A 22,067-nucleotide genomic window follows, 5' to 3' on the forward strand; every position below is an offset into this window, starting at 1 on the left:
GGTATATATAGAATGAAAACAGATGATGCATTCGTAGGAAAAACCCAAACAAGAAAAAATCTTTTCAATTTATTGATTCTTGGACAGGCTTCTGGAATAGGACAATTATTAAGCGGAATTCTGTGTGTAATTATAGGAATCGTTTCCTTTATAATTAAATAATTTGCAAGTAAAAGGAGCTAACATATATAGTTTAGCTCCTTTTGCTGTTATAAAGTCTTTTGGCAAGGTCGCGCATCGGTAACAAATGGTGAAGGTGATTATGAAAGTGGTGGTTGGAAAAGTAAAAATCGTGGAAGTGGAAAAACAACACTTTTAAATATTATTGGTTTGTTAGAAAAAGCTGACTCAGGAGATATTGTGATAGATGGTCAAATAAATCCGAATGCAAAACAAACGTTGTTGTTACAACGCAATCATTTAATCTTAAACGTAATGGCGGATTCAGTTAAGAACGATTAAAAGAATCGTTCTTTCTTTTTGTGTGACGAAATTTGTCGGAATATCGATATTCTATGTCGAAGCGTCGATATATTTGTAAAAGTGGTCGATATCATTTTATTGGTTGATGGTGACCGAGTGTACTAGTGGGTAAGACGGTGTAGATTAGAAAATCTGTCAATTAGTGATTATACATGATTGAAGAGTGTTTATAATGATTCATATAAGCTGTGAAAAAGAAAGAAGATGTTTCCGTTAAGGAGAAGTGAGTATATGACAAAAGAATTATCATTACAAGATTTGTGTAAGGAATTAGAGAAAGAAGAATTGATTGAATTAGTGAAGCACTTGGCAGATCGGTATATGGATATAGATATGGCTGTAATGGAATGGTACGCATTACAGAAAGGAAGCGAAAAGAAAGATCCTTTATCAAACAAGCTGCTTTGGGAATATTGGGAAAGGGCAGAAGAGATCATTAGTGATTTCAACGATTATGGTCGTGGACCTGAATACCTTGAATATGAGGCTTATGAATATTTGGAGAAAATAACAGGCTTAGTATTTCAATATTCCATCCCTACTGAAGAGAAAAGATTACTAATCAATAAATTATTTACGCAGTATGCCATTGGAAACTCTGGGTTTGATGATGTGCTAATGGATATGATCTATGAATTATGTGAGTCGGATTCGGACTGGAAACATGTGATTATGTTGCTTCAAAAGGCACCTAGTGATTGGAATCAAACACTTATCATGGGCATTTATAAAGATCAATTACAAGACGGAGAAGCGTATTTGCAATTACGGTTACAATCTTTAAAATATGGAATGGATTATTGGGATTTAGCAGCATATTACATATCACAGGAGCAGATAGATAAAGCGATTGAAGTTGCTGAAGCAGGAGTGGAGAACGGACATGGCAGAAAAACAGAATTATTCGCATTTCTATTTGATTATTATGCAGAACAAGATGAAATGAATCAAATACAAGCTGTAGTAGACATGGCTTTCTGTGAGCAATCCGACATTGACCTAATACGTGATCGTGCTTTTGCATACTTTAAACGGAAGAATGAGTATGAAGAGTTAAAGAATATGTTAGTAAGGGCATTTCGAACGGATTATCGCGATAAAAAACATTATGATGATTTTAATTCAATGAAAGAGCATTTCTCAGTTGAAGATTGGGCAGAAGTGCAAGAAGAGATGATGGGAATTGTTCAAAAAGAAAGTACGATGGATTACTTGGAAATTTGTTATGACAATGAGATGTATAATGAGATACTAGAAACCATGCTTAAACAAAGCAAAATAACATATGGATATGTTGACATAGGTTTGGACCGTTTTGCAGATAAACTTGTAGATAAATATCCAAGAGAAATCATGGAATATTATTGGAACAAAGGCTGTGTCCTTATACCAAACGGTAATCGTAAACGTTATAAAGTAGCTGTCAAACACTTTAAAAAAGCAAAAAACATTTATGAAAAGAAACTACAGGAACAAGATGTATGGCAAAAACGGTTAGAAGCACTGAAAATACAGCATAAAAGTAGGTCGGCGTTTTTAGATGAGATGCGTGTGTTTGGATAAGTGGAGGGGCTATTTCAGTTTGAAATAGCCTATTTCTATAATAAAAAAGAACTAACCTACATGATTAGTTCTTCTGCTATATGTGTTTATTTAAATTGTATCTCCATGAGCAGCTAATAAGAAATCCGGTCTTGCAGGTGCAGGAGTATCTCCATGAGCAGCATATTGTTTAACATCAAACTTTGGTGCAGGAAGATCTGCGTGTCCTGCTTGCATTGATTCAGAAAGAGTACTTGCTCCAAAAGATAAAACACCCGCAACTGCCAATCCCATTACAGCTAAACTAAGTTTCTTCATCATTTTAATGCTCCTTTTTCTAATAATTTTTTTCTTATTTCATAAGCTTTATGAAAATAATGTTCAGCCTTTTTTATGTTTTCCTTCTTATGAAATTCCATTGCTAACATTTCTCCATATTCTTGAATATATTCCATTAAACCTTCTCTTTCAAAGTAAGAAAAACCTTCAAGAACCACTCTTTCTATATTTTCTATAGTTGAGAATTGACATAATTCTTTCAAAATCAAAAAGTGATGTCGATACTCATCATTTTCTAGTTCGCTACAAACTTTCAATCCTGTTTCAATTAATTCTTTAGCTTTCTCTGTTTCTCCTAATTTGTAATGTTCTCTGGCTTCTAGAAAAATTGCCTTAAAATGATTAGGAATATTTTGAGAGACTTCTGATAAGTGCCTGATAGCTAAAGGGGAAAGATTTTGACTTGCATACAACAACCCTAAATTGTGTCTTACCCTTAAAATTAATATTTTATTATTTTGCTTTTGTAAAATATTAATTGCAGAAGTAAAGTACTCCTCTGCGTACTCGTATTGCTTTAATTCTGAACAAGATAACCCTAGAACATTTTTACATAAAGCTACATTAATCTCATGTCCTATATGTCTGGAGAATACTTCATTTGCTTTCGTTGCATATTGAATTGCTGAAAGTGGTTGATATGTTTGGTAATAAAATGAAGAAATCCTATAATTAAACTCTGCATGCTCCATTTCATCTAAAACATGCTCTAATAAGTTTTCTGCTTTTTCATAATGCTTTCTAGCTTCATTGTAATTGGTAAGCATGGTAGAATGGACTGCCTTGAAGAAATGATAATAGTAAGCTAAAAGAGTATCGGTTGGTGTAGGAAAAGACTCAACTTTGTCAAAAGCATTTTTTGAAATTCCTAAACCATCTGTTAGAACTCTATATCTAAAATCTAACAGTGAGTAATGCAGTAATACATTTTGATCTTCTATATTATGAATTTTTTCACCAATTTCTTTTTTTAATTGTGTAGCTTCGATTACATGTTGTGCTCTTATTTCTTGATACCAATCATTCAACAATTTGGTAACTAGTTCATTACCAGTAGCTTGAACACTCATAGAACCCCCTTCTTTCTATATATTTTGATTATTATTAAAATACCATAAATTTAAAATATTAGAGGTGTAATTACAGATTTCTCAATAATTGTCAGAAAATTAAACTGGGAAATAACTTATTTCTAAAGACGTTATTTTCAGTTGTGATTTTAATAAAGTAATCGAATATACAGTGATGTAAGAACTTTCTTCTCATGTCATTTCTTTTCTTTAGTCCATAAAGTAGTAGTGGAATCAAAAGAAGTAGTCATAGTCCTACTACATTAGGAACTAAGGCTGCTTAATGACACCATAGCTAATTGAATGCTCAGCTGAGTATTATTTTTGTTTCGAAAATATTATAATGTTTTATATAAATAAAAGGATTTTATATCGAAAGGAAGAAAGAATGAATTTCAATGTAGAACTACCACAATCACTAAAAGAAATGATTTGGAACGGGTGGATACTCTTAGGTGTTATAGTTACTGTATGTATTGCGCTCGTCATCATTACATCCTATATACCAGAGACTATCCTACGTATAGTGAAAGGTGTTATTGCCATAGCTATTTTAGGAGTGATATTTTATATAGCCTATTAAACTTAGTTATTTTGGCAAAAGAACGGAGGTGAGATGATGGCGAAGAGGAAGCAAGATGATTCCATATTAGGTTCTCTGCTAGTTATGACAGTTGTTGGAATACTGTGGAAACCTGAATTTTTAATACCGATAGTAATTGTATCAGCAGCTATTATATTGTTATATATTTATGTGCATGTTAAGGAACTAAAAGAGCTTCGACAATCAAAAATCTATGATATTGATCAAATGAACGGTCATCAATTTGAAGAATACTTGGGTATTTTGTTTCGATCACTGGGTTATCAAACACAAGTTACGAAGGCGTCTGGCGACTTTGGAGCAGATTTAGTCTTACGAAAAAACAATAAAAAGATTATCGTGCAAGCAAAACGTTATAAGAAGAATGTAGGAATTAGTTCTGTTCAAGAAATTGTTGGTGCAAAAGAATTCTATAAAGCGGATGAAACATGGGTTGTTACGAATAGTAATTTTACAGCCGCAGCACGTAAACTTGCTACCGCTAATCGTGTGGTACTAATAGATCGAGAGAGATTAATTAAGTTAAGTGTAAAGGTCAATCAAGGAAAAATCAAAGCAACAGTGTAAGAGTAAGATATTTCTAGTTTGAAAGACATTCTAATGTAAATTGTAAAATGAGTATATTTATCTAAAGTGTTACGAGGTGTATAAAAGGAGAGAATGTAAAAAGTTATGGTAATGTATATGTTCACAATGTTTCTGTTCGCATTTTTAATTGCAGGGGTAATGATGTATCGTGCAGCAAACCACTCTAACATAAAAGGACGTGCTGGTGAGAAAGAGGTTCGGAAACACTTATCTAAACTAGATTCGAATAAATATTTGTTCATGCATGATATCACTTTGAGGACAGAACAAGGAAAAACAACGCAAATTGATCATATTGTTATAGCGCAATCGGGTATTTTCGTCATAGAAACAAAGAATTATAAAGGTTGGATATTTGGAAACGAATGGGACTCAAAATGGACGCAAGTGAATTTTAAAAGGAAAGACAAGTTCCATAATCCCGTTTGGCAAAATTATGGCCATATCAAAACGATACAATATGTATTGAATAATGAGGATATCCCTTTCATTTCCCTAATCACATTTAGCAATTCGAGTGATTTGAAAAAAATTAATATTACTTCATCGCATGTATATGCGATTTATTTTTCTGAAGTAGTGGCTCATATTCGTAATCACACAGAGCAAATTCTTTCACCAGGTCAAATGAAAAAAATCTATCGTACACTTCAACAAGCTAATATCACTGACAAGAATATAAAAAAACAGCACGTAGAAAACATTCGAACGAACAAACAAGAAGCAAACCTAAAGGTTCAGAAGCATATTTGCCCTAGGTGTAACGGGAATTTAGTACAACGAAAAGGTTCAAAAGGAGTTTTTTTAAGTTGCAGTAATTTTCCTTCTTGTCGGTATACGGCGCAGTTGTCTGTTGGTAAAAGGAAAGTGGATTGAAAAAATTCTTTTTTATCTAGTATTAATGGGCAGTAAGAAAACGCCATTGATGGAAGTTTGACTGCATTATGAAATATATTTAGGAGTAGGGGGAATTACAATGGGAAAAGCATGGGTTGTTAGGCCATTTCCGCATGGTGTTAATCGTATGAAGGAATTTTTAACAAAACATAAACATCAGGATACAGGCAATGGAATAATCGCAATTGGTTGGCCTGGTATTGGAGATCTATCGGAGGTTTCCAAAAGAAAAGAAGTTAAAAAAGTAGTAGAGGGTAAGTATACATATTCACCAAAAGCACTTGGCCAAAAGGCAGGTGTCATCTATCGCTTTTTACAAGAGATAGAGATAGGAGATTATGTTCTTGTCCCAGACGGTCGATTTACTTATATTGGACGCATTGCCTCAAGCTATAAGTATGATGAATCTGTTGACAACGGCGAAGAAGGTTATCCACATCAAAGATGGGTGGAATGGCTTTATGAAAAGAAAGCAATACCTAGGAAGATGCTGACAGGCCGTCTGTTCGACTCTTTAAAAGGAAGACAAACTCTTTACTCCACTTATTATGAAGATATTCATGAGATTGTTACAGAGAAAAAGCACTACTTCTCTGAACAAACTGACATTGAGATGAAGAACGCATATTTGGAAAAATTGCAAGCTGGTGGATTGTTCGGTGTTACTTCGAGTAGTTTTGAAAATGCGGTATGTACACTATTATCTCTATACTATCCAGGTTTATACCGTCTTTCTACAACTAGTAGTGAAGTTGGAGATACTGATTTGTTAGCTGAATTACCTGGTGGTCTCACTGTTCGAATTCAAGTAAAGCATTTTTATATAGGCGGAGGCGCTTTGCAGGATTGGGTTGTAAAGCAATTAGCTGATTCAATGGATGCGGGTAATCATGGAATCATCGTCACGAGCGGTATAGTGGGGAAAGATGCTGAGGCACTTGCGCAGGAATACGCTGCCAAAGAAAATAAAAATATAGGCTTCATTAATGGGCAAGAGTTTGTAGATATGTTATTTGAGGATCTAGAACGATTACCAGAAGAAGCGCTGATGACATTTGGACTTGCTAAGAAAGTTGCTTTCTTTTAAATGAGATCTGTTATGAGTATCTTTTGTAGTATTTAGCTATCAGTTTAGGAAGCTGATATATGTAAAGTTGAAGTAGATTCAGTGGTGTTTTTCTGTATTTATCTTTTTTATTTTCATAGAATGGAATTTACGTATTATCAGTTAAAAAGTAAGAGATTCGTAGTATCTCAATTGTACTCTCTAAAATGGACAGATTAATAAAAGGCCTTGGAACTTATCGTATACAAAGTAATCAAGTCGATAAGAGGACTTTAGCTGCTACATTTCAACTGTTTGTTACACAACATAATCTGTAAGAAGAATGCTATAACATTCATCATAGATTGCCAGAATTCCGGCTACTTGAAGAAAAAATCGGAGTACTACAATGGAATTGGTGGTTAAGAAATTGCTTTATTACGTTGTTTGAATGTTTAAAAGAAAATAGATTGAAATTCATCATAGAAGTAGCTCCACTGGAATCTTATAAAAGAATCGCGTTACTTACAAAACTTGAAAGCAAAGGAATAAAAATAAGTGCACGAGTTAAAAAGCCAGATACCTCTTATACAAGAATTTATAAGAGTACGAGTAATATTAGTGATTGGTCGGATACGAAGGAAGTATTAGAGAGTATGAATGCTTTGTTTGGTGAAGAAGAGTGCCAAGATGTTATAGATTTGTTGGTGGATATAGCAGGCGAGTAGAGCACTTGGAAGAGAGCAGAGCATGGTGTGGGTTAAAGTATATAATAAATAGAATAATGGATGTTTTTTAAGCTCCTAATAATCTATAGGTTATATTTTTAAGCACTATAACAGAATTTCTGTTAAGTTAAGGAGGATGTAATGAAAAAATATTTATGTTGTTGGAACAGTGATTATTGAAGATGAGAAAATCTTATGTGCGCAAAGAGGGCCAACTAAAGCGTTACCTCTTAAGTGGGAATTTCTAGGTGGGAAAATAGAAGATGGAGAGTCACCTCAAGAAGCATTACAACGTGAAATTAGCGAAGAGGTGCATTGTAAAATACAGATTGGTGAACAAATCGATTATACAGCTTATGAGTATGATTTTGGAATTGTTCATTTGATGATTTTTTGTTGTAAGCTAATTGAAGGAAGTCCTATTTTAACCGAACATGTATTGATAAAATGGTTACATCCAAACGAACTTGCATCTTTTGATTGGGCACCTGCTGATATTCCGACTATTGAGAAATTATCAAAGTTTTTTTAGATACACATGAGAAATTTAAGGAACTGAACAAATCCGATGAAGATTTAAAAGAGCAAACATTTGTTGATAGAACAATCAAGAAACTAAAAAATTTATTCTCATTTCAAAAGAATGAACGTAAAGGAAATAAATAATGGAAATTTTAACTAGCATATATGAAAAATACTGTAAACGGATAAAAACGACTAGCAAAAATTTTGAATTTAGAAATTTCGAAATCACTTCGAATAGTGGATATTTAATAATGTGGGTATACGTACCGAAACCAATTAAGGAAATTCGGTATAAAATGACTGTAAAAAATCCAATACGCGAGCTCAATGATGAAGTCCAATATAATGAAGGAAATGAAAAATTCATTGCGATTATGGAGAATGGTAGAAAATTCGCTTATGAAATCGTTGGCCTAGAAGAAATAGAAAAACCTATTCCACTAACATTCATGAAAGAATTAGGAGTTAATGCACCTCAAAATTTTGCTTACATCAACAACTTCCTAACTTTAAAAGAAGAATTACAAAAAGCAAGGACTAGAAAAATCTTCTAGTTCTTGCCTCTTTTTCTTTAACTACTTCGCAAATTTTTTATTTCTTAAACTAGTCAAATAATCAAATTTTATAAACCCAAAGCTATTAAGGAAGGGGGATTTTAATCTATTCCTAGATTGGAAGAAGGAGTTGTTCAACATCGTGATTTTTTAAGGCTTTCTCTACATTTTTATTATAAAGAATTGGAAAAGTTATATCAGATGTATTATTGTATCTAGAATATTTGAAACCGTCATAAATATTGTCATTGATGCCATTAATATCGTTAAGTAAGGTTTTTCCTATTGCTTCTCCAAGTTTAATTGGAACAGCATTTCCGATTTGTTTATATTTTTCCATGATTTTCCCACGGAATTTCCAATTATCAGGAAATTCTTGAATCCTAGCATATTCCTCTATTGATAAGGGTCTTAATTCGATTGGGTGAATTAAATCAGTAGCTGGCATAGTTGGAACCGTCACTAGTGTTGGACTTGGCTGACTGAATGACAAGCGTCTGAAGAAACCAGTTTTTCCACCGCCCATGAAAAATTTCTTTCCCATTGCTTCACGTTGTTCTTCTTCAGATAATGATTTCCAATTCCCGCCTTCAGGTATCTTCTTAAACCATTCTTTGCGACGTTCAGGGATCATAATGTAGTTCATTTTAGTTCCTTGAATGTCACCAATTGCTTCCCCAAGAGTTTTCCAAGGTGGTAAGTCATATTCACCGTTTTCTGAGTTTGTAGGGGTTAAGTATGGAACTTTTTCATTTCCCAATTTTCCTATGATAACAAATCGTTCTCGTTTTTGGGGTGCACCAAAATTTGCGGCATTATATAGTTCAAATGAAACACTATATCCGAAAGATTCTAATTTTTTAATTGCATAATGTAAGGCTCCACCTTTTATAGGTTGTCCTTGAGTGTCATCTAAAACGGCTTGCGTCGTTTGAAGCCCACGAACGTTTTCAATAACTGCATACGTTGGCATCATTTCACCAATTAAGTCCAAGTAGCGGATAAAAACATTTCCACGTGCATCCTCAAAACCTTTACGATTACCAGCAGTCGAGAAGGCTTGGCAAGGAGGGCCACCGAAGATAATATCTATATTTCTTTCTTTCGGGATTTTTGCATATTCTCTTATTTTTTCAGGAGTGCATTCCCAAATATCTCCAATTAAGGCGATTTCATCATTGTTAGCAACTATTGTGGCTCGTGCATCTTTGTTTATTTCACAAGCAAGGAGTGGGTGAATACCCGCATTTTCCATGCCTATATCCAGTCCCATCCCTCCACTGAAGAATGATAATGCAACAATGTTTGGTATATCATCAGTTACTCGCTTTTTATCATCGGGATCGATTACATACTCACCAGTTTCCAAAAAATTATTTATAGCTTCTTGGGTTGTCGTCCAAGTTCTATTAATATTCGTAGATTTAATTTTTCCATCTCTCATAAGTTTTCTTGCATATTGTTCTGAGACTTTTAGTTGTTTAGCAACTACTTCAACAGATACCTCCATATTAATCCCTCCACAACGAAACATTTTATAGACCCGAAGTCTCATGTGGATATAATAACATATTTTTATATTTAACGTGCAATAATTATTCTGGTAAGTTAGACTGAATAATGAAATATATACATGTATAAATAGGAGGGGTAATATGGGTAAAATTAGAAAATCATTTGAATACTTATTAGACGAGGGGTTAACAAAAGAACAAGCAAAATCTGCTTTTGATGCGGTAAGAAATCAGGTCGTTAATGAAGATTATCAAAATAATTTAAGTGAGATGTTTATTTTTTCTCTAGATAATGATACAAGTCTTTTTACTGTATTGTCTATTGAAGAAGACGATGATTTAGGGGAAATGGCGAAAGATTATCTAATTAAATGGTGCAGAAAATATGTAATGGATCGAGAAAATCCAGCTCTTAAACGACCATTGAAAACCTATGGAGAAGAAGATGCCGCATTAATCGAACGAATTGCTTCAAATACCGAAGAGGATGAAGAAACGCTTAATAAATATATGCTCGGCCATCTCTTATTTATGAGTGCTGAAAACATGAACGGAAGTATCCTTGAGGAATACTTGGCGGAAGTGTTGGAACCTTATGGGTGGATTTGGTGTGCTGGGTCAACGTTTCGAGCAATTGATTTTTGCTATTTAGGTGATGAAATTATTTTGTTACAAGTAAAAAATAAATATAACACTGAGAATAGCTCAAGCTCTGCAATTCGTAGTGGTACAAAAATTAAGAAGTGGAACAGATTAAACCGTCCACGTGTTGCAACAGGTTTGAATAAGCCTATTCCAAATTGGGAAGAATTAAGAGAATTGGTTCATGCAAATGGAAATTTAGAATTACTGTTGACTGAAGAAAAATATTTGGAGTATATCGCGGAAAATTCGACAAAGGAACTTGAAACGCTCGATTAAAAAATAAAATTACTGAATGTCTACCTTTTGTTATAGCTAACAGTTATGTTTGAAATGCACTTTCGGTAAATTTTCGGTAACGAACCAAATAAATTTATCACTTTTTAAGTCACAATAACCAATCGTAATTGTCTTAACCACGCCTATTTTGACCTAAATCATATTAGCTTAATAATTAAATAGCAACAAGAAAAAGCTTGGAGATCCTATGAATAATAGGTTTTTCTGGTATTATCCCCTTTAAGTAGACATTCAAAAAAAACCGTCATGATAAGATGAAGGAAAGAATGAAACTTGGAGGGGATTTTTCTATGGCGAAAAAGGGACAACAATTTCAATCCTATACGGAAGAATTTAAGTTGAATGCCGTTAAGGCCTATGTGAATGGATCCGAAAGTTATCAAAGGCTTTCATACTGATTAGGTATTCGAAATTGTACACAATTAAAAGTCTGGGTGAAAAAGTGGAAAGATGGTAAACCATTTGATGAACGTAGCGGAGGTACTTCACTGTTTAAAGGACGACCACGTACAAAATTTAAACCAATTGAGGAAGAAACATCAATATAAATTCGGCTCATCTTTTTAACTCCTAATTCTTTCAAAGGAGGAGTGGCAGCTAACACAATCGAACCTTGTCTATTCACATCGCCAACAACGGCTAGTTTAGTACGCAATGGATCGAGTTCCATTTTGACGCAGGACACACTAGCGTAAAAAATTCGCAAATTCACACATAAGATGTTCCGTTTGTTTTTCACTTGACAGTACATAAAAGTAAATTTAACCGTTGTTAATGGAAAGTTTATACTCTATTTATATTTCGTTAACTTTAAAGTGCTAAAATTTTACATGTAATAGAGAAACGAATTATAGTAAAGGGGAGAATAAAATGAAGCAGTTGGCAAAGGGCAAAATATCTGTATCAGAAGGAAAGAAGTTAACATGGTATATTGCAGAAGTAAAGCGTGGTCATAATACATATTATTTCGAAATTAATAATACGATTGATTACATTTCGGTGTATTTTATCGATGGAGCAAAGCGCAGGTTCTCAATCGCTAGTATCGAGGAAATGCTTACAATGATACCTAACGAGATAGAACAGAAGCGGTATCGTAATATCATAGGTGATGCGAGTTGGTTATTACTAGATGGGATACATGATTTTCGTGGTATGACGAAAGAAGAGCAAGCAGCGTTACTATATTTGAAAGAAAACGTATTAAATGACATGGCAATGGAGTTAGAGAAAGGAAACGTATAAGCGTAAAGCAAAACCGTCTGCAAAGGCGGTTTCTTTTTTGAGATCCCCACTTATTATTTTATATTTTTTATAAAATAGAGATATATAAAATAACGCAGAATACATATTCTGCGTCATAATACTTCGAACTTTAAAATACTCTTCTCTTAAAAAACGCCACATCCTGTAATAATTTCTTCTGCACTTAACAATGTGGCTTCTTGAATTGTAATGTTATTCTTTTTCATAAAAGATTGTACGGTATAATAACCTACTGCGTAACCTGCACCAGATGATAGGCCTACTGGTGAATAACCTTCTTTTTTAGCAATTTCATCTCCAAACATGTAACTACTAACTTCTGCAAATCCTTTTAAATGAAAACCTTCCCGAATGACATGAATCGAATATTCGAGTTCTTCTTCATCAATTGATGTGACCCAAGGACCTAAATATTCTTCACCGTACAATTCAGTAGCAAATGAATCAGCAAGTCCTTCGATGACTAAATATTCACCTAGCGTTACGTCTCCATGATCCCAATCGAAATAAGAAAAACGGAGGTTGTGATGAAATTCATGAGCAATGAGTGCTGGTATTCTCGGAATGTTATAATTGTTTGGGTGAATGGTTATGGTAACATATCCAGGTATTCCGCCGAAACCGCAGTAGCCATTTTGATTTTTTAGCTTTTCAGGGTCAGCAATATACATTCCAAATTTTAATTCTTCTGCACTTACTTCTAGGTTAGTAGCTTTTGCAAACTCTATGCATCTGTTTAATGTTTTTTGAGCGATGTTTAGAGCATCTATTGTTTTTAAGTCATGCAATGCTTTTTTTGCTATATCGCCTTCTTTTATATCAAGATACCCTAACATTTTAGTTGCCATCACCACATCGTATCCATTTGGCTGTTTGGCTTTAAGTGGCACGTTAATTGTGTTCCACATATCTTCAAAAGGCTTCATCATTGTATATCTAAAGAAATTTTCTCTCTCTTTGAGAGGCAATGAAAGTAATTTTTCGTATTGACTTAAAGTATCTTCCATGTGGATTTTCATTTTAATCACCTCTTGTTTATATATTTTTCATTGAATTCATAAGATAGTTTCAGAGTGTTTAATAAGATATCTTCATTCACGATATTCTCTAGTTGGTTTAACGAGATAAGTAAGTACTCTATATGGGTATTCATTTCATCAAGCTGAAGTTTAATGTCTCTAATATTAAGCTCATGTAATGGAAAAGACGCTATAGATTTTAAACTTTTTCCTAATATTTTGAGATTGAAAACTTTAGTTAAGTCTAGTAAATCCTCATTTGATAAATGTATTTGCCCTATTTCGTTTTTCTTAGGAGTAATCAAATTTAAATTACAATAATATCGTATTGCTCTTTCAGGCAAGCCAGTAGCCTTTTTGACATCTCCCGTTGTTATCAGTTGAATTCACCTCCTAAGATTAACTTAATCTATCACGTTGCGTTAGGGTCAAGCTGATTATTGATTTTTGATATAAAAAGAGTGAAACCAATTAAAAAATCGATAGACATAATAAGTCCGTCGATAAATATTCCAATATTCACTTCCTTTTCCACTTTTAAACGGTACACGTTTTAAATTAATACATCCAAAAGAAATTGAATAATACCCTTGAACTTCTCCCCACGTCATCTTTTACGATAAAAAAGAAGAAAAAACGAAAGGGGAGTTCCAATGAAAAGCATTGCAAGGGAAAAAAGAAATATCGTCATCATGTTACTGCTATCAGCTGTTTTAGGTTTTTTTTCACCATTGTTTATGTATATAACGCTGGCACGTAAAAATGAGGTGTACAAATACCATTGCCGAAAAGCATTTAACTTTCATTTGTTGATTTTTCTTCTCTTTAACATTAGTTCAGGTGTCAGTGAAGTTTTGTTTTGGAATGTATTTGCTTTGGAGGTTATTCAAGTTGTCATCATTGTGTGGAAAATAATCCGTAATGAACCATACCGTTATCTCATTCGAATTCCGTTATTTAAAGAAGACAAATATGCTATGGAAGGAGAATAAGTAATGAACACAGAAATGGAAACAAAGAAAAAGAGGATTATTATTGCGATATTGGCTTTACTTGTCGGCCTGTATTTAGCTATAAGAAAAAGAAAGCAAAATGATCTGTATTATGGCTATGAGGAGTAGAGGGGCATTTTAAACAAGAGTTGGAGAACTATATGAAAAGGCATGAGTCCAATACCGGACTCATGCCCAAGAAGCTGCCTTTTTAATATTTACTAAGAGAATCGCACTTGTGCTGTTTAAAATCGATTACCATACGACCTTGAATCTTACCTTGTTCCATTTTTTCGAATACACCTTGTACTTCATCTAGTGGGCAAGTTTGAACAACAGGTACTACTTTGCCTTCTGCACCGAACATAAATGCCTCTTCTAGGTCCTTACGAGTACCAACTAGGGAACCAACTACTTCAATTCCGTCTAGCACAAGTCGTGGAATGTTTAAGTCCATAGTTTCTACTGGTAAGCCTACCGCAACTACTTTACCACAAGCACGTACTGCATCAACTGCTGAGTTGAAGGCTACTTTAGAAACCGCTGTTACTACAGCAGCATAAGCGCCGCCAAACGCCTCTTGAATAATCTTATCAGCAGGACCTTGAGTAATTGGATTGATAGTCATATCGGCACCAACTTCTTTAGCTAATGCTAATTTATCGTCATTGATATCTACTGCAATTACCTTTGCACCAAATACACTCTTAGCATATTGGATCGCAAGGTTACCTAATCCACCACAACCGTAGATTACGATAGGTTGACCAGGTTTAATGCCTGATACTTTAATAGCTTTGTATGTAGTTACGCCTGCACATGTGATTGATGATGCTTGAGCAGGATCTAATCCTTCTGGTACTTTTACCGCATAATCAGCAGTAACGATACATTGTTCAGCCATGCCACCATCTACTGTATAACCAGCATTCTTAACTTCACGACAGAATGTTTCTCTACCAGTTACACAATACTCACAACGGCCACAAGATTGGAACATCCATGCGATACTTACACGATCACCAACTTTAAGTGAAGTAACATCATCAGCAATTTTAGTTACAATACCTATAGCCTCGTGACCAAGGATGCGACCATCTGTGTTACCAAAATCATGATTCGCAACGTGTAAGTCAGTGTGACAAACTCCACAATACTCTACATCTACTAATGCTTCGCCTGAGTGTAATGGACGTAATTCTTTGTCAATAACTTCAATGTTTGCTTCGCTATTTTTATTAACCACTACTGCTTTCATATGTGATCTCCCCTTTAGTACTTTAGAATTTAAATGAATTCATCTTACAACCTTTGACCTCACTTATGGCCAATTATTGTACTAAATTCAAGTGTTTAATCATCATTACCCGTTAAGCGTAACATAAAATTTGGAAAAAACATTATGAAATATTGAACAAATTTTGAAATATTATGTAAATAGTCTTCGATGCCTTTAAAGAAAAAATCCTGAAGGTGTATTCGGAATTTTATTGTTTCTTTTATATTTAGTCAGATTTAAAGAATCGTATGAAGATCGGGAGTGATATCATTTACTAGAATATTTAACATGATATGAGTATATTACAAATTATATAGATTTAGATGAGGGCGATATGATTCTTGAAAGACAAGGTTTTCGTCTGGCTTTGTGTTCATTACATGCTTACTTTAAGGGGTATGGCAAATATTGGGTGATATAATAATAAAATCAAAATATTGGAGGGATCCCGATGCCGACCTACAATAAACTAGTGCGTGACCGCATTCCAGAAATTATTGAAAATAACGGTAAAATATTTACAACAAGAATAATAGATGAAAAAGAATACATAAAAGAAATATGTAAGAAAACAGGCGAGAAAACTCCACCTTCAAAACGTGCAGGGCATAGCCCAGTTTAAGGTCGAGATGAATTACCATCGAATTTGTAAAAATATTTTCGTAGCAATGCGAATGTATGTTCTTTTTGGCTGTTTTGTAGTATCATGAAGAAAAGAAGGTGGTGAACAGGATGAAAAAAGAATATGCAACCTATCAAATTTGGATCAAGAAAGGTCATAAATTGTACGCCTACTTCATGGAAATGTGTCAAAATGCAAAAAATCTCTACAATACAACAAACTTCTACATTCGCCAAGTGTATACGGCTTTACGTACAGAGAAAACTTTACAGCCCCTTCAACAAGAAGTTCTCCATACATTACAAGCATATATTGAAATCATGAATGAAAATCAACTTCATGCGTATCAAAAACGTGTGCAAAAGCAGAAAGAAAAGCCGGCAGAAGAACGGAAAGAAATCAAGTGTAATCTGTTTACGTTACCGACAAAAAAGAAAACATTCCTCTCCTATAACTTCCTAGATTGTTTGTTTAAAACAATGAAGCAACAAGACTATATAAATCTACCATCGCAAGTGAATCAAGCAGTTATGAAGAAGTTATATCAAAATTGGAAATCATTCTTCGCCTCCATGAAAGCATATCAGAAACAACATTCCACTTTTACGGGCAGACCTTGCATTCCCAAATATATCAAATCATCTATGAAAGAAATTGTATTCACGAATCAAGTATGTAAACTCCAAGATAAGTATATTCGTTTTCCAAAAACAAGCATAAAATTAAATATCGGTAAATTGTTCGGACATATCGAAAACCTAAAAGAGGTACGTGTTTCTCCTGCTTATGGGAAGTTTAAGATTGAAATTGTGACAGAACAATCTGAGCCAGTACTTAAGCATGTGGATAATAATCGCTATATGAGTATTGATTTAGGGATTCATAACATTGCAACTATCACAACGAATACAGGAACCATACCTGTGTTAGTAAAGGGCAATGTCATCAAAAGCATCAATCAATACTACAACAAACAAAAGGCACATTTACTGAGTATTCTTCGTCATGGAAAAGAACCCAAAGAAGGACCGCATACATCCAAGCGTTTAGAGAGGCTTCATGAGAAACGGTTTCTCAAAATAAAAGATCTCTTTCACAAAATGAGTTACCATATTGTTCATTTCGCAGTTCAACATGAAATCTCTATGATTGTCATTGGGAAAAATACATCATGGAAACAAAACAGTGATATGGGAAAAAGACAGAATCAATCCTTTTGCCATATCCCGCATAATCTACTCATTGAAATGATCAACTACAAGGCGAAGCGACAGGGCATAATGGTACAAGTCGTAGAAGAATCGTATACAAGCAAGGCATCTTTTCTAGACAATGATGAGATCCCCACTTACGGTGAGGAATACATCCCTGCATTCAGTGGAAAACGTATCAAACGTGGCTTGTATCGTACGAAAGAGAACAAACTATTGAACGCAGATGTGAATGGTTCCTATAACATCTTAAAAAAAGCAGTTCCAAAGGCGTTTGCCGATGGAATAGAGGGGTTGTGCCATCAGGCAGCTGTGTCAACTCCACTCGTGTTAAGCATCTCTTGAAGGTGATACACGAGAAACCCCCACTTCAAGATCCGAAGGAGATAAGTGGCGGGAGTTTTCATGACTAAATTTACTTCAGAACAGAAAATAAAGGCGGTAATTCGTTATTAAATATCATATATAAAACAAAACACCCCTCTAAAAAAGAGGAGTGTCCCATCAATCTCACGAAGCATCCGCACCTTCAAACTGACTATTATAAAGCGAAGCATAGAAACCATCAGCCTTCAATAACTCTTCATGATTACCTTGTTCTACAATATCCCCGTCTTTCATAACAAGGATTAAATCTGCATCACGGATTGTTGATAATCTATGGGCGATAATAAAGCTTGTTCGGCCTTCCATGAGGTTTTCCATCGCTTTTTGAATCAGTACTTCTGTACGAGTGTCGATGGAGCTTGTTGCTTCGTCGAGTATTAGTATTTTCGGATCCGCTAGAAGGGCGCGGGCAATTGTTAGTAGTTGCTTTTGTCCTTGGGATACGTTGCTTGCTTCTTCGTTTAGTTCCATTTGATATTTATTTGGTAATGTTTTTACGAAGCTGTGAACGTGAGCTGCTTTCGCTGCTTCGATTACTTCTTCGTCGGTAGCATCGAGTCTACCGTAACGTATATTTTCCATGATTGAACCGTTAAATAGCCAAGTGTCTTGCAGTACCATACCAAACATGTTGCGTAGGTCTTCTCTCGTGAAGTCTTTTATATCGTGACTATCTATACATATCGCACCTCCGTTTACGTCATAGAAACGCATTAACAGTTTCACGATTGTCGTTTTACCTGCTCCGGTTGGTCCGACGATTGCTACTTTTTGTCCAGGCTTAATGTTAGCTGAGAAATTATTGATGATGATCTTATCTGGATTGTATCCAAATTGAACATCTTTGAAGGTAACTTCTCCGTTTACTTTTTGCAGTTTCACTGGATTTTCTGCTTCTGGCACTTCCTCTTCTTCTTCCAAAAATTCGAAGACTCTTTCTGCAGCAGCAGCTGTGGACTGAAGTACGTTCGCGATTTGGGCTACTTGAGCGATTGGTTGTGTAAAGCTTCTTACATATTGTACAAAGGCTAAAATGTCTCCAACTGCGATTGTTCTCTTTACCGCAAGCCATCCGCCTAAAATGGATACAGCGACGTAACCGATGTTACCGATAAACGTCATAATCGGCATCATCATTCCCGATAAAAATTGCGATTTCCATGCGGAGTGGTAAAGGATGTCATTTACCTCTTCGAATTTTTTCACTTCTTCTTCTTCTTTGTTAAAGGCTTTAACGATATTGTGACCACTATAAATTTCTTCAACTTGCCCGTTTACGTGTCCTAAATATTCTTGTTGGGATTTGAAGTATTTTTGGGATCGTTTTACGACTGCCATAATGAGTATCATCGATACTGGTAAGATTAAAACCGCCACTAATGTCATTTGCCAGCTGATGGATAACATCATGATGAATACACCGATGATTGTAATAACCGATGTGATGATTTGCGACATACTTTGATTTAACGTTTGGCTCACTGTATCTACGTCATTTGTGACTCTTGATAATACTTCTCCGTGCGTTGTTTTATCAAAGTATTTCAGCGGCATCCGGTTAATTTTTTCATCAATTTCTTTTCTGAAGTTATAAGATACTTTTTGGGCTACTCCAGAAATAATGTACCCTTGGATAATGCCAAACGCAGCGCTTAGTATATATAATCCAAGGAGTAAAACGACAATGTTTCCGATATAGGTAAAGTCAATTGCTGCACCGGGTGCTCCTGTTACTTTGCTTACGAGTCCTTCGAAAAGTTTTGTTGTTGCTTTTCCTAAAATTTTTGGACCAACGATTGTAAAGGCTGCACTACCGATTGCGAAAAGGATAACGATTAAGATTGATAATTTATAGGGCTTCAAGTATTGAAGGAGCTTATTCATCGTTCCTTTGAAGTTTTTTGCCTTCTCAATCTTTCGCATGCCGCCGCCCATATGACCGCCGCCGCCAGGACCAGGGCCACCTTGTCTGTTATTTTCTATTTTTCTATCACTCATGATGACAACTCCTCTCTTGAAAGTTGTGATAAGGCAATTTGCTTATAAACTTCACAGTTTTCCATAAGCTCTTCATGAGTGCCTGTTCCAACTATTTGTCCTTCATCAAGTACAATAATCTTATCTGCATTCATAATGGTACTGATTCTTTGGGCAACAAGTAAAAGCGTACTTCCGGCAATTTCATTGTTTAAAGCTCTGCGAAGTAGCGCGTCTGTTTTAAAGTCAAGAGCGGAGAAACTATCGTCAAATATGAAGATTTCCGATTTTTTCGTAAGAGCACGGGCGATCGAAAGTCTTTGTTTTTGACCACCGGAAACGTTCGTACCACCTTGTGATATTTCTGTACGGAAGCTTTCAGGTTTCGCGTTAATAAACTCCATCGCTTGTGCGATTTCTGCAGCTTTTGCGAGCTCTTCTTCACTTGCTTCTTTCTTACCGTATTTCAAGTTACTTTCGATCGTACCGGAGAATAGAACTCCTTTTTGCGGTACATAACCAATTTTTTCTCTTAATTCCTTCTGAGATACTTCTCTAATATCCGTGCCATCTATTAAGATTTGGCCGTCTGTGACATCATAAAAGCGCGGAATTAAGTTGATTAATGTGGATTTCCCGCTACCTGTACTTCCAATGAAAGCTGTTGTTTCACCAGGTTTTGCAGTAAAGGTAATATTGGAAAGCACATCTTCTTCTGCACCTGGATATCTAAAGCTAACATTTTTAAATTCAACGTAACCTTTCTTGTCTGAAGCGAATGTTTTTGGCTTCTCTGCATCATGAATGGAAAGGTCAGTATCTAAAACTTCTGCGATACGTTGTGCGGATACAGAAGCACGTGGAACCATAATCGATACAAAAGAGATCATTAAGAAGGCCATGATGATTTGCATTGTATATTGCATAAATGCCATCATATCACCAACTTGCATATGTCCCATATCCACTTGGTGTGCTCCAACCCAAATAATCAGTACAGTAACGGCATTCATGATAAACATCATCATTGGCATCATAAATGACATTAAACGGCTTACAAATAAATTTGTTTTTGTTAAATCTTGATTTCCTTTTTCAAATTTCTTTTCTTCATGCTTTTGATTATTAAACGCACGAATAACGAGCATACCTGTTAAAGATTCACGCGTGATTAAGTTAATTTTATCTACTAATTTTTGTATCATTTTAAATCTAGGAATTGCGATGCTAAATAAACCAATGACTAAGCTTAAAATCGCGATAACTGCAACTCCGATAATCCATCCCATTGAAAGGTCTGTAGTAAGTACTTTAATAATGCCGCCTATGCCTAAAATTGGTGCATAGAATACGATGCGAAGCAGCATAACCATAAGTGTTTGCACTTGCTGGATATCATTTGTACTTCTTGTGATTAAAGAGGCAGTGGAAAACTTATCAAACTCCGCATTTGAAAAGCTTGTAACCTTCCGGAATACTTTCTTTCTAAGATCTCTGCCGAGTCCTGCAGCTACTTTTGCAGCAAGTAAACTCACGATAACGGTAGCTGCCATACTTACTAAGGATAGAAGCAGCATTTTTCCGCCGGAAGTAAGAATATAATTAGATTGAAGCTTATCGGTATTGATACCGATCTTTTTATACTCATTCTCAATGAATGAAACGGCTGACTGTGTTACCATACTGCCTGGCATATTCTTAAACTTTTCATCTGCCTTTTCTTTCATTGCATCAATTTGAACTTGAGGCAGTTTCGCAATGACTGCAAAAGGATCCGTATTTGGCGGAAGCTTTGCTGGTGCTTTGTTGTCACCTGTCGCAGCAGGAGGGAAAGCAGATGAACCGCCTTTTTCAATTCCTTGTGTAATTAACATTGGTTTCCCAAAGATATCGTTAAGTTCGTTAATTATATTTTTATCCTCTGTATGTAGCTTATAAAGTGGTTCTTTATCCAGCTGTGGATAATCTTTTAAATCATTTTTTAATTCACTTTGAGAAAGATTGTTCTTATCTAAAAGCGTATAGTTGTCAGCTACTTTTTTCTTCTCATTGTCATTCATAAAGAGTGTAAGTTTATCCATTTCACTTTTACGAATAACTTCAGGTACTGCATTTTCTACACCTTTTTGTTGAATCCCTACATTGACAATGTTAGACATGTAGTCTGGCAGTGATAGATCGCATACTGCCTGCACAGTTAAAAGACATACAACTGCAATGATGGAAGCAACAAATGGTTTTAAATGTTTGATGATCTTTAACATTTAATTCATCTCTCCATTTTCCTGTCTAATTTTTTTAGTTTTTCCCTCGGTTCCTTCCTTTATTCTTCATGTTTTCAGTAATGAATTGTAGCAGCTCTGTATATATTTTTGACCACAGATTTATTCTATGACTATATGAAGATATGATGCAACTTTTAGGGTGTAGAATTTCGTGATGAATTTGTTAAAGGGTTTTAAACTACATACATCAATTAAAAA

General features: G+C 34.9%; 21 protein-coding genes and 2 pseudogenes. 14 read left to right on the forward strand and 9 right to left on the reverse strand.

The annotated features are described in order from the left end of the window. Window positions 1-714: 714 nt before the first annotated feature. Complete coding sequence (locus tag V7183_RS19525; protein ID WP_335360534.1) at window positions 715-2,046, forward strand: hypothetical protein; 1,332 nt, start codon at window positions 715-717, stop codon at window positions 2,044-2,046. A gap of 90 nt (window positions 2,047-2,136) precedes the next feature. Here the strand turns inward: V7183_RS19525 and V7183_RS19530 are convergent, their stop codons facing one another. Next, complete coding sequence (locus tag V7183_RS19530; RefSeq protein ID WP_098198082.1) at window positions 2,137-2,343, reverse strand: Phr family secreted Rap phosphatase inhibitor; 207 nt, start codon at window positions 2,341-2,343, stop codon at window positions 2,137-2,139. After that, entirely contained in the window at window positions 2,343-3,434 is a 1,092-nt protein-coding gene (locus V7183_RS19535) for a tetratricopeptide repeat protein (RefSeq protein WP_335360535.1), read from the reverse strand. The genes V7183_RS19530 and V7183_RS19535 overlap by 1 nt, the downstream gene beginning before the upstream one ends. 388 nt (window positions 3,435-3,822) lie before the next feature. On the opposite strand from V7183_RS19535, the gene V7183_RS19540 reads away from it, so the two are divergent. The 7 genes from V7183_RS19540 to V7183_RS19570 all read left to right on the forward strand — a co-directional run bounded on the left by V7183_RS19540 (window position 3,823) and on the right by V7183_RS19570 (window position 8,375). Beyond that, complete coding sequence (locus V7183_RS19540) at window positions 3,823-4,017, forward strand: hypothetical protein (protein ID WP_335360536.1); 195 nt, start codon at window positions 3,823-3,825, stop codon at window positions 4,015-4,017. Window positions 4,018-4,053: 36 nt separating this feature from the next. After that, window positions 4,054-4,605 carry a restriction endonuclease gene (locus V7183_RS19545; RefSeq protein ID WP_335360537.1) on the forward strand — a complete coding sequence of 184 codons (552 nt, stop codon included), beginning with the start codon at window positions 4,054-4,056 and terminating at the stop codon, window positions 4,603-4,605. A gap of 105 nt (window positions 4,606-4,710) precedes the next feature. After that, window positions 4,711-5,502: an NERD domain-containing protein gene (locus tag V7183_RS19550; RefSeq protein WP_335360538.1), complete on the forward strand. Its 792-nt coding sequence runs from the start codon at window positions 4,711-4,713 to the stop codon at window positions 5,500-5,502. Between the two features lie 100 nt (window positions 5,503-5,602). Further along, complete coding sequence (locus tag V7183_RS19555; protein WP_335360539.1) at window positions 5,603-6,610, forward strand: restriction endonuclease; 1,008 nt, start codon at window positions 5,603-5,605, stop codon at window positions 6,608-6,610. A 428-nt stretch (window positions 6,611-7,038) separates the two neighbouring features. After that, on the forward strand, window positions 7,039-7,296 hold the full coding sequence (locus tag V7183_RS19560; protein WP_335360540.1) for a hypothetical protein: 258 nt from the start codon (window positions 7,039-7,041) through the stop codon (window positions 7,294-7,296). 169 nt (window positions 7,297-7,465) lie between these two features. Continuing rightward, a complete protein-coding gene (locus tag V7183_RS19565; protein ID WP_335360541.1) occupies window positions 7,466-7,828 on the forward strand; it encodes a (deoxy)nucleoside triphosphate pyrophosphohydrolase in 363 nt (120 codons plus the stop codon). Window positions 7,829-7,961: 133 nt separating this feature from the next. After that, window positions 7,962-8,375 (forward strand): hypothetical protein, encoded by a 414-nt coding sequence (locus V7183_RS19570; protein ID WP_335360542.1) that lies wholly within the window; start codon window positions 7,962-7,964, stop codon window positions 8,373-8,375. A 112-nt stretch (window positions 8,376-8,487) separates the two neighbouring features. On the opposite strand, the gene V7183_RS19575 is transcribed toward V7183_RS19570, so the two are convergent. Next, window positions 8,488-9,885, reverse strand: coding sequence for a DNA cytosine methyltransferase (locus V7183_RS19575; RefSeq protein ID WP_335360543.1), 1,398 nt, complete (start codon window positions 9,883-9,885; stop codon window positions 8,488-8,490). 145 nt (window positions 9,886-10,030) lie between these two features. Here V7183_RS19575 and V7183_RS19580 point away from each other — a divergent pair, with 145 nt between their 5' ends. Then, window positions 10,031-10,810: a SinI family restriction endonuclease gene (locus V7183_RS19580; protein WP_335360544.1), complete on the forward strand. Its 780-nt coding sequence runs from the start codon at window positions 10,031-10,033 to the stop codon at window positions 10,808-10,810. Between the two features lie 565 nt (window positions 10,811-11,375). Here the strand turns inward: V7183_RS19580 and V7183_RS19585 are convergent. Then, a pseudogene (locus tag V7183_RS19585) lies at window positions 11,376-11,582 on the reverse strand (hypothetical protein); the annotation flags it as partial. Window positions 11,583-11,701: 119 nt separating this feature from the next. Here V7183_RS19585 and V7183_RS19590 point away from each other — a divergent pair. After that, window positions 11,702-12,076 (forward strand): hypothetical protein, encoded by a 375-nt coding sequence (locus V7183_RS19590; protein WP_335360545.1) that lies wholly within the window; start codon window positions 11,702-11,704, stop codon window positions 12,074-12,076. A gap of 146 nt (window positions 12,077-12,222) precedes the next feature. Here V7183_RS19590 and V7183_RS19595 read toward each other — a convergent pair whose 3' ends face one another. Together V7183_RS19595 and V7183_RS19600 are read right to left on the reverse strand one after the other, a co-directional pair. Further along, window positions 12,223-13,116 (reverse strand): DUF2268 domain-containing protein, encoded by an 894-nt coding sequence (locus V7183_RS19595; RefSeq protein WP_335360546.1) that lies wholly within the window; start codon window positions 13,114-13,116, stop codon window positions 12,223-12,225. Window positions 13,117-13,121: 5 nt separating this feature from the next. Further along, window positions 13,122-13,502: a MerR family transcriptional regulator gene (locus V7183_RS19600; protein ID WP_335360553.1), complete on the reverse strand. Its 381-nt coding sequence runs from the start codon at window positions 13,500-13,502 to the stop codon at window positions 13,122-13,124. 267 nt (window positions 13,503-13,769) lie between these two features. Between V7183_RS19600 and V7183_RS19605 the strand changes: the two genes are divergently transcribed. Both V7183_RS19605 and V7183_RS19610 read left to right on the forward strand, forming a co-directional pair. Next, entirely contained in the window at window positions 13,770-14,108 is a 339-nt protein-coding gene (locus V7183_RS19605) for a DUF4870 domain-containing protein (protein WP_335360547.1), read from the forward strand. A gap of 3 nt (window positions 14,109-14,111) precedes the next feature. Next, on the forward strand, window positions 14,112-14,237 hold the full coding sequence (locus tag V7183_RS19610) for a hypothetical protein (protein ID WP_335360548.1): 126 nt from the start codon (window positions 14,112-14,114) through the stop codon (window positions 14,235-14,237). 82 nt (window positions 14,238-14,319) lie between these two features. Here V7183_RS19610 and adhP read toward each other — a convergent pair whose 3' ends face one another. Beyond that, a complete protein-coding gene (gene adhP / locus V7183_RS19615) occupies window positions 14,320-15,366 on the reverse strand; it encodes an alcohol dehydrogenase AdhP (protein ID WP_335360549.1) in 1,047 nt (348 codons plus the stop codon). A 472-nt stretch (window positions 15,367-15,838) separates the two neighbouring features. Between adhP and V7183_RS19620 the strand changes: the two are divergent. Then, window positions 15,839-15,970 (forward strand): annotated as a pseudogene (locus V7183_RS19620) (nucleoside triphosphate pyrophosphohydrolase); the annotation flags it as partial. 149 nt (window positions 15,971-16,119) lie between these two features. Continuing rightward, complete coding sequence (locus V7183_RS19625; RefSeq protein WP_335360550.1) at window positions 16,120-17,565, forward strand: RNA-guided endonuclease InsQ/TnpB family protein; 1,446 nt, start codon at window positions 16,120-16,122, stop codon at window positions 17,563-17,565. A 165-nt stretch (window positions 17,566-17,730) separates the two neighbouring features. On the opposite strand, the gene V7183_RS19630 is transcribed toward V7183_RS19625, so the two are convergent. Both V7183_RS19630 and V7183_RS19635 read right to left on the reverse strand, forming a co-directional pair. After that, window positions 17,731-19,605: an ABC transporter ATP-binding protein gene (locus tag V7183_RS19630; protein WP_335360551.1), complete on the reverse strand. Its 1,875-nt coding sequence runs from the start codon at window positions 19,603-19,605 to the stop codon at window positions 17,731-17,733. Continuing rightward, window positions 19,602-21,848 carry an ABC transporter ATP-binding protein gene (locus V7183_RS19635; protein WP_335360552.1) on the reverse strand — a complete coding sequence of 749 codons (2,247 nt, stop codon included), beginning with the start codon at window positions 21,846-21,848 and terminating at the stop codon, window positions 19,602-19,604. Before V7183_RS19635 ends, V7183_RS19630 begins: the two co-directional genes overlap by 4 nt. Between the last annotated feature and the right edge of the window lie 219 nt (window positions 21,849-22,067).

The organism is Bacillus sp. JJ1127, assembly GCF_036965845.1.
Taxonomy (GTDB): domain Bacteria; phylum Bacillota; class Bacilli; order Bacillales; family Bacillaceae_G; genus Bacillus_A.

Bases quoted from the DNA above. Each gene is read 5' to 3' on its own strand.
- V7183_RS19605 (WP_335360547.1), top strand. From the start codon at position 13,770: ATGAAAAGCATTGCAAGGGAAAAAAGAAATATCGTCATCATGTTACTG.
- V7183_RS19535 (WP_335360535.1), bottom strand. From the start codon at position 3,434: ATGAGTGTTCAAGCTACTGGTAATGAACTAGTTACCAAATTGTTGAAT.
- V7183_RS19595 (WP_335360546.1), bottom strand. From the start codon at position 13,116: ATGAAAATCCACATGGAAGATACTTTAAGTCAATACGAAAAATTACTT.
- V7183_RS19530 (WP_098198082.1), bottom strand. From the start codon at position 2,343: ATGAAGAAACTTAGTTTAGCTGTAATGGGATTGGCAGTTGCGGGTGTT.
- V7183_RS19580 (WP_335360544.1), top strand. From the start codon at position 10,031: ATGGGTAAAATTAGAAAATCATTTGAATACTTATTAGACGAGGGGTTA.
- V7183_RS19575 (WP_335360543.1), bottom strand. From the start codon at position 9,885: ATGGAGGTATCTGTTGAAGTAGTTGCTAAACAACTAAAAGTCTCAGAA.
- adhP (WP_335360549.1), bottom strand. From the start codon at position 15,366: ATGAAAGCAGTAGTGGTTAATAAAAATAGCGAAGCAAACATTGAAGTT.
- V7183_RS19540 (WP_335360536.1), top strand. From the start codon at position 3,823: ATGAATTTCAATGTAGAACTACCACAATCACTAAAAGAAATGATTTGG.
- V7183_RS19550 (WP_335360538.1), top strand. From the start codon at position 4,711: ATGGTAATGTATATGTTCACAATGTTTCTGTTCGCATTTTTAATTGCA.
- V7183_RS19555 (WP_335360539.1), top strand. From the start codon at position 5,603: ATGGGAAAAGCATGGGTTGTTAGGCCATTTCCGCATGGTGTTAATCGT.
- V7183_RS19570 (WP_335360542.1), top strand. From the start codon at position 7,962: ATGGAAATTTTAACTAGCATATATGAAAAATACTGTAAACGGATAAAA.
- V7183_RS19635 (WP_335360552.1), bottom strand. From the start codon at position 21,848: ATGTTAAAGATCATCAAACATTTAAAACCATTTGTTGCTTCCATCATT.
- V7183_RS19610 (WP_335360548.1), top strand. From the start codon at position 14,112: ATGAACACAGAAATGGAAACAAAGAAAAAGAGGATTATTATTGCGATA.
- V7183_RS19590 (WP_335360545.1), top strand. From the start codon at position 11,702: ATGAAGCAGTTGGCAAAGGGCAAAATATCTGTATCAGAAGGAAAGAAG.
- V7183_RS19625 (WP_335360550.1), top strand. From the start codon at position 16,120: ATGAAAAAAGAATATGCAACCTATCAAATTTGGATCAAGAAAGGTCAT.
- V7183_RS19525 (WP_335360534.1), top strand. From the start codon at position 715: ATGACAAAAGAATTATCATTACAAGATTTGTGTAAGGAATTAGAGAAA.
- V7183_RS19630 (WP_335360551.1), bottom strand. From the start codon at position 19,605: ATGAGTGATAGAAAAATAGAAAATAACAGACAAGGTGGCCCTGGTCCT.
- V7183_RS19545 (WP_335360537.1), top strand. From the start codon at position 4,054: ATGGCGAAGAGGAAGCAAGATGATTCCATATTAGGTTCTCTGCTAGTT.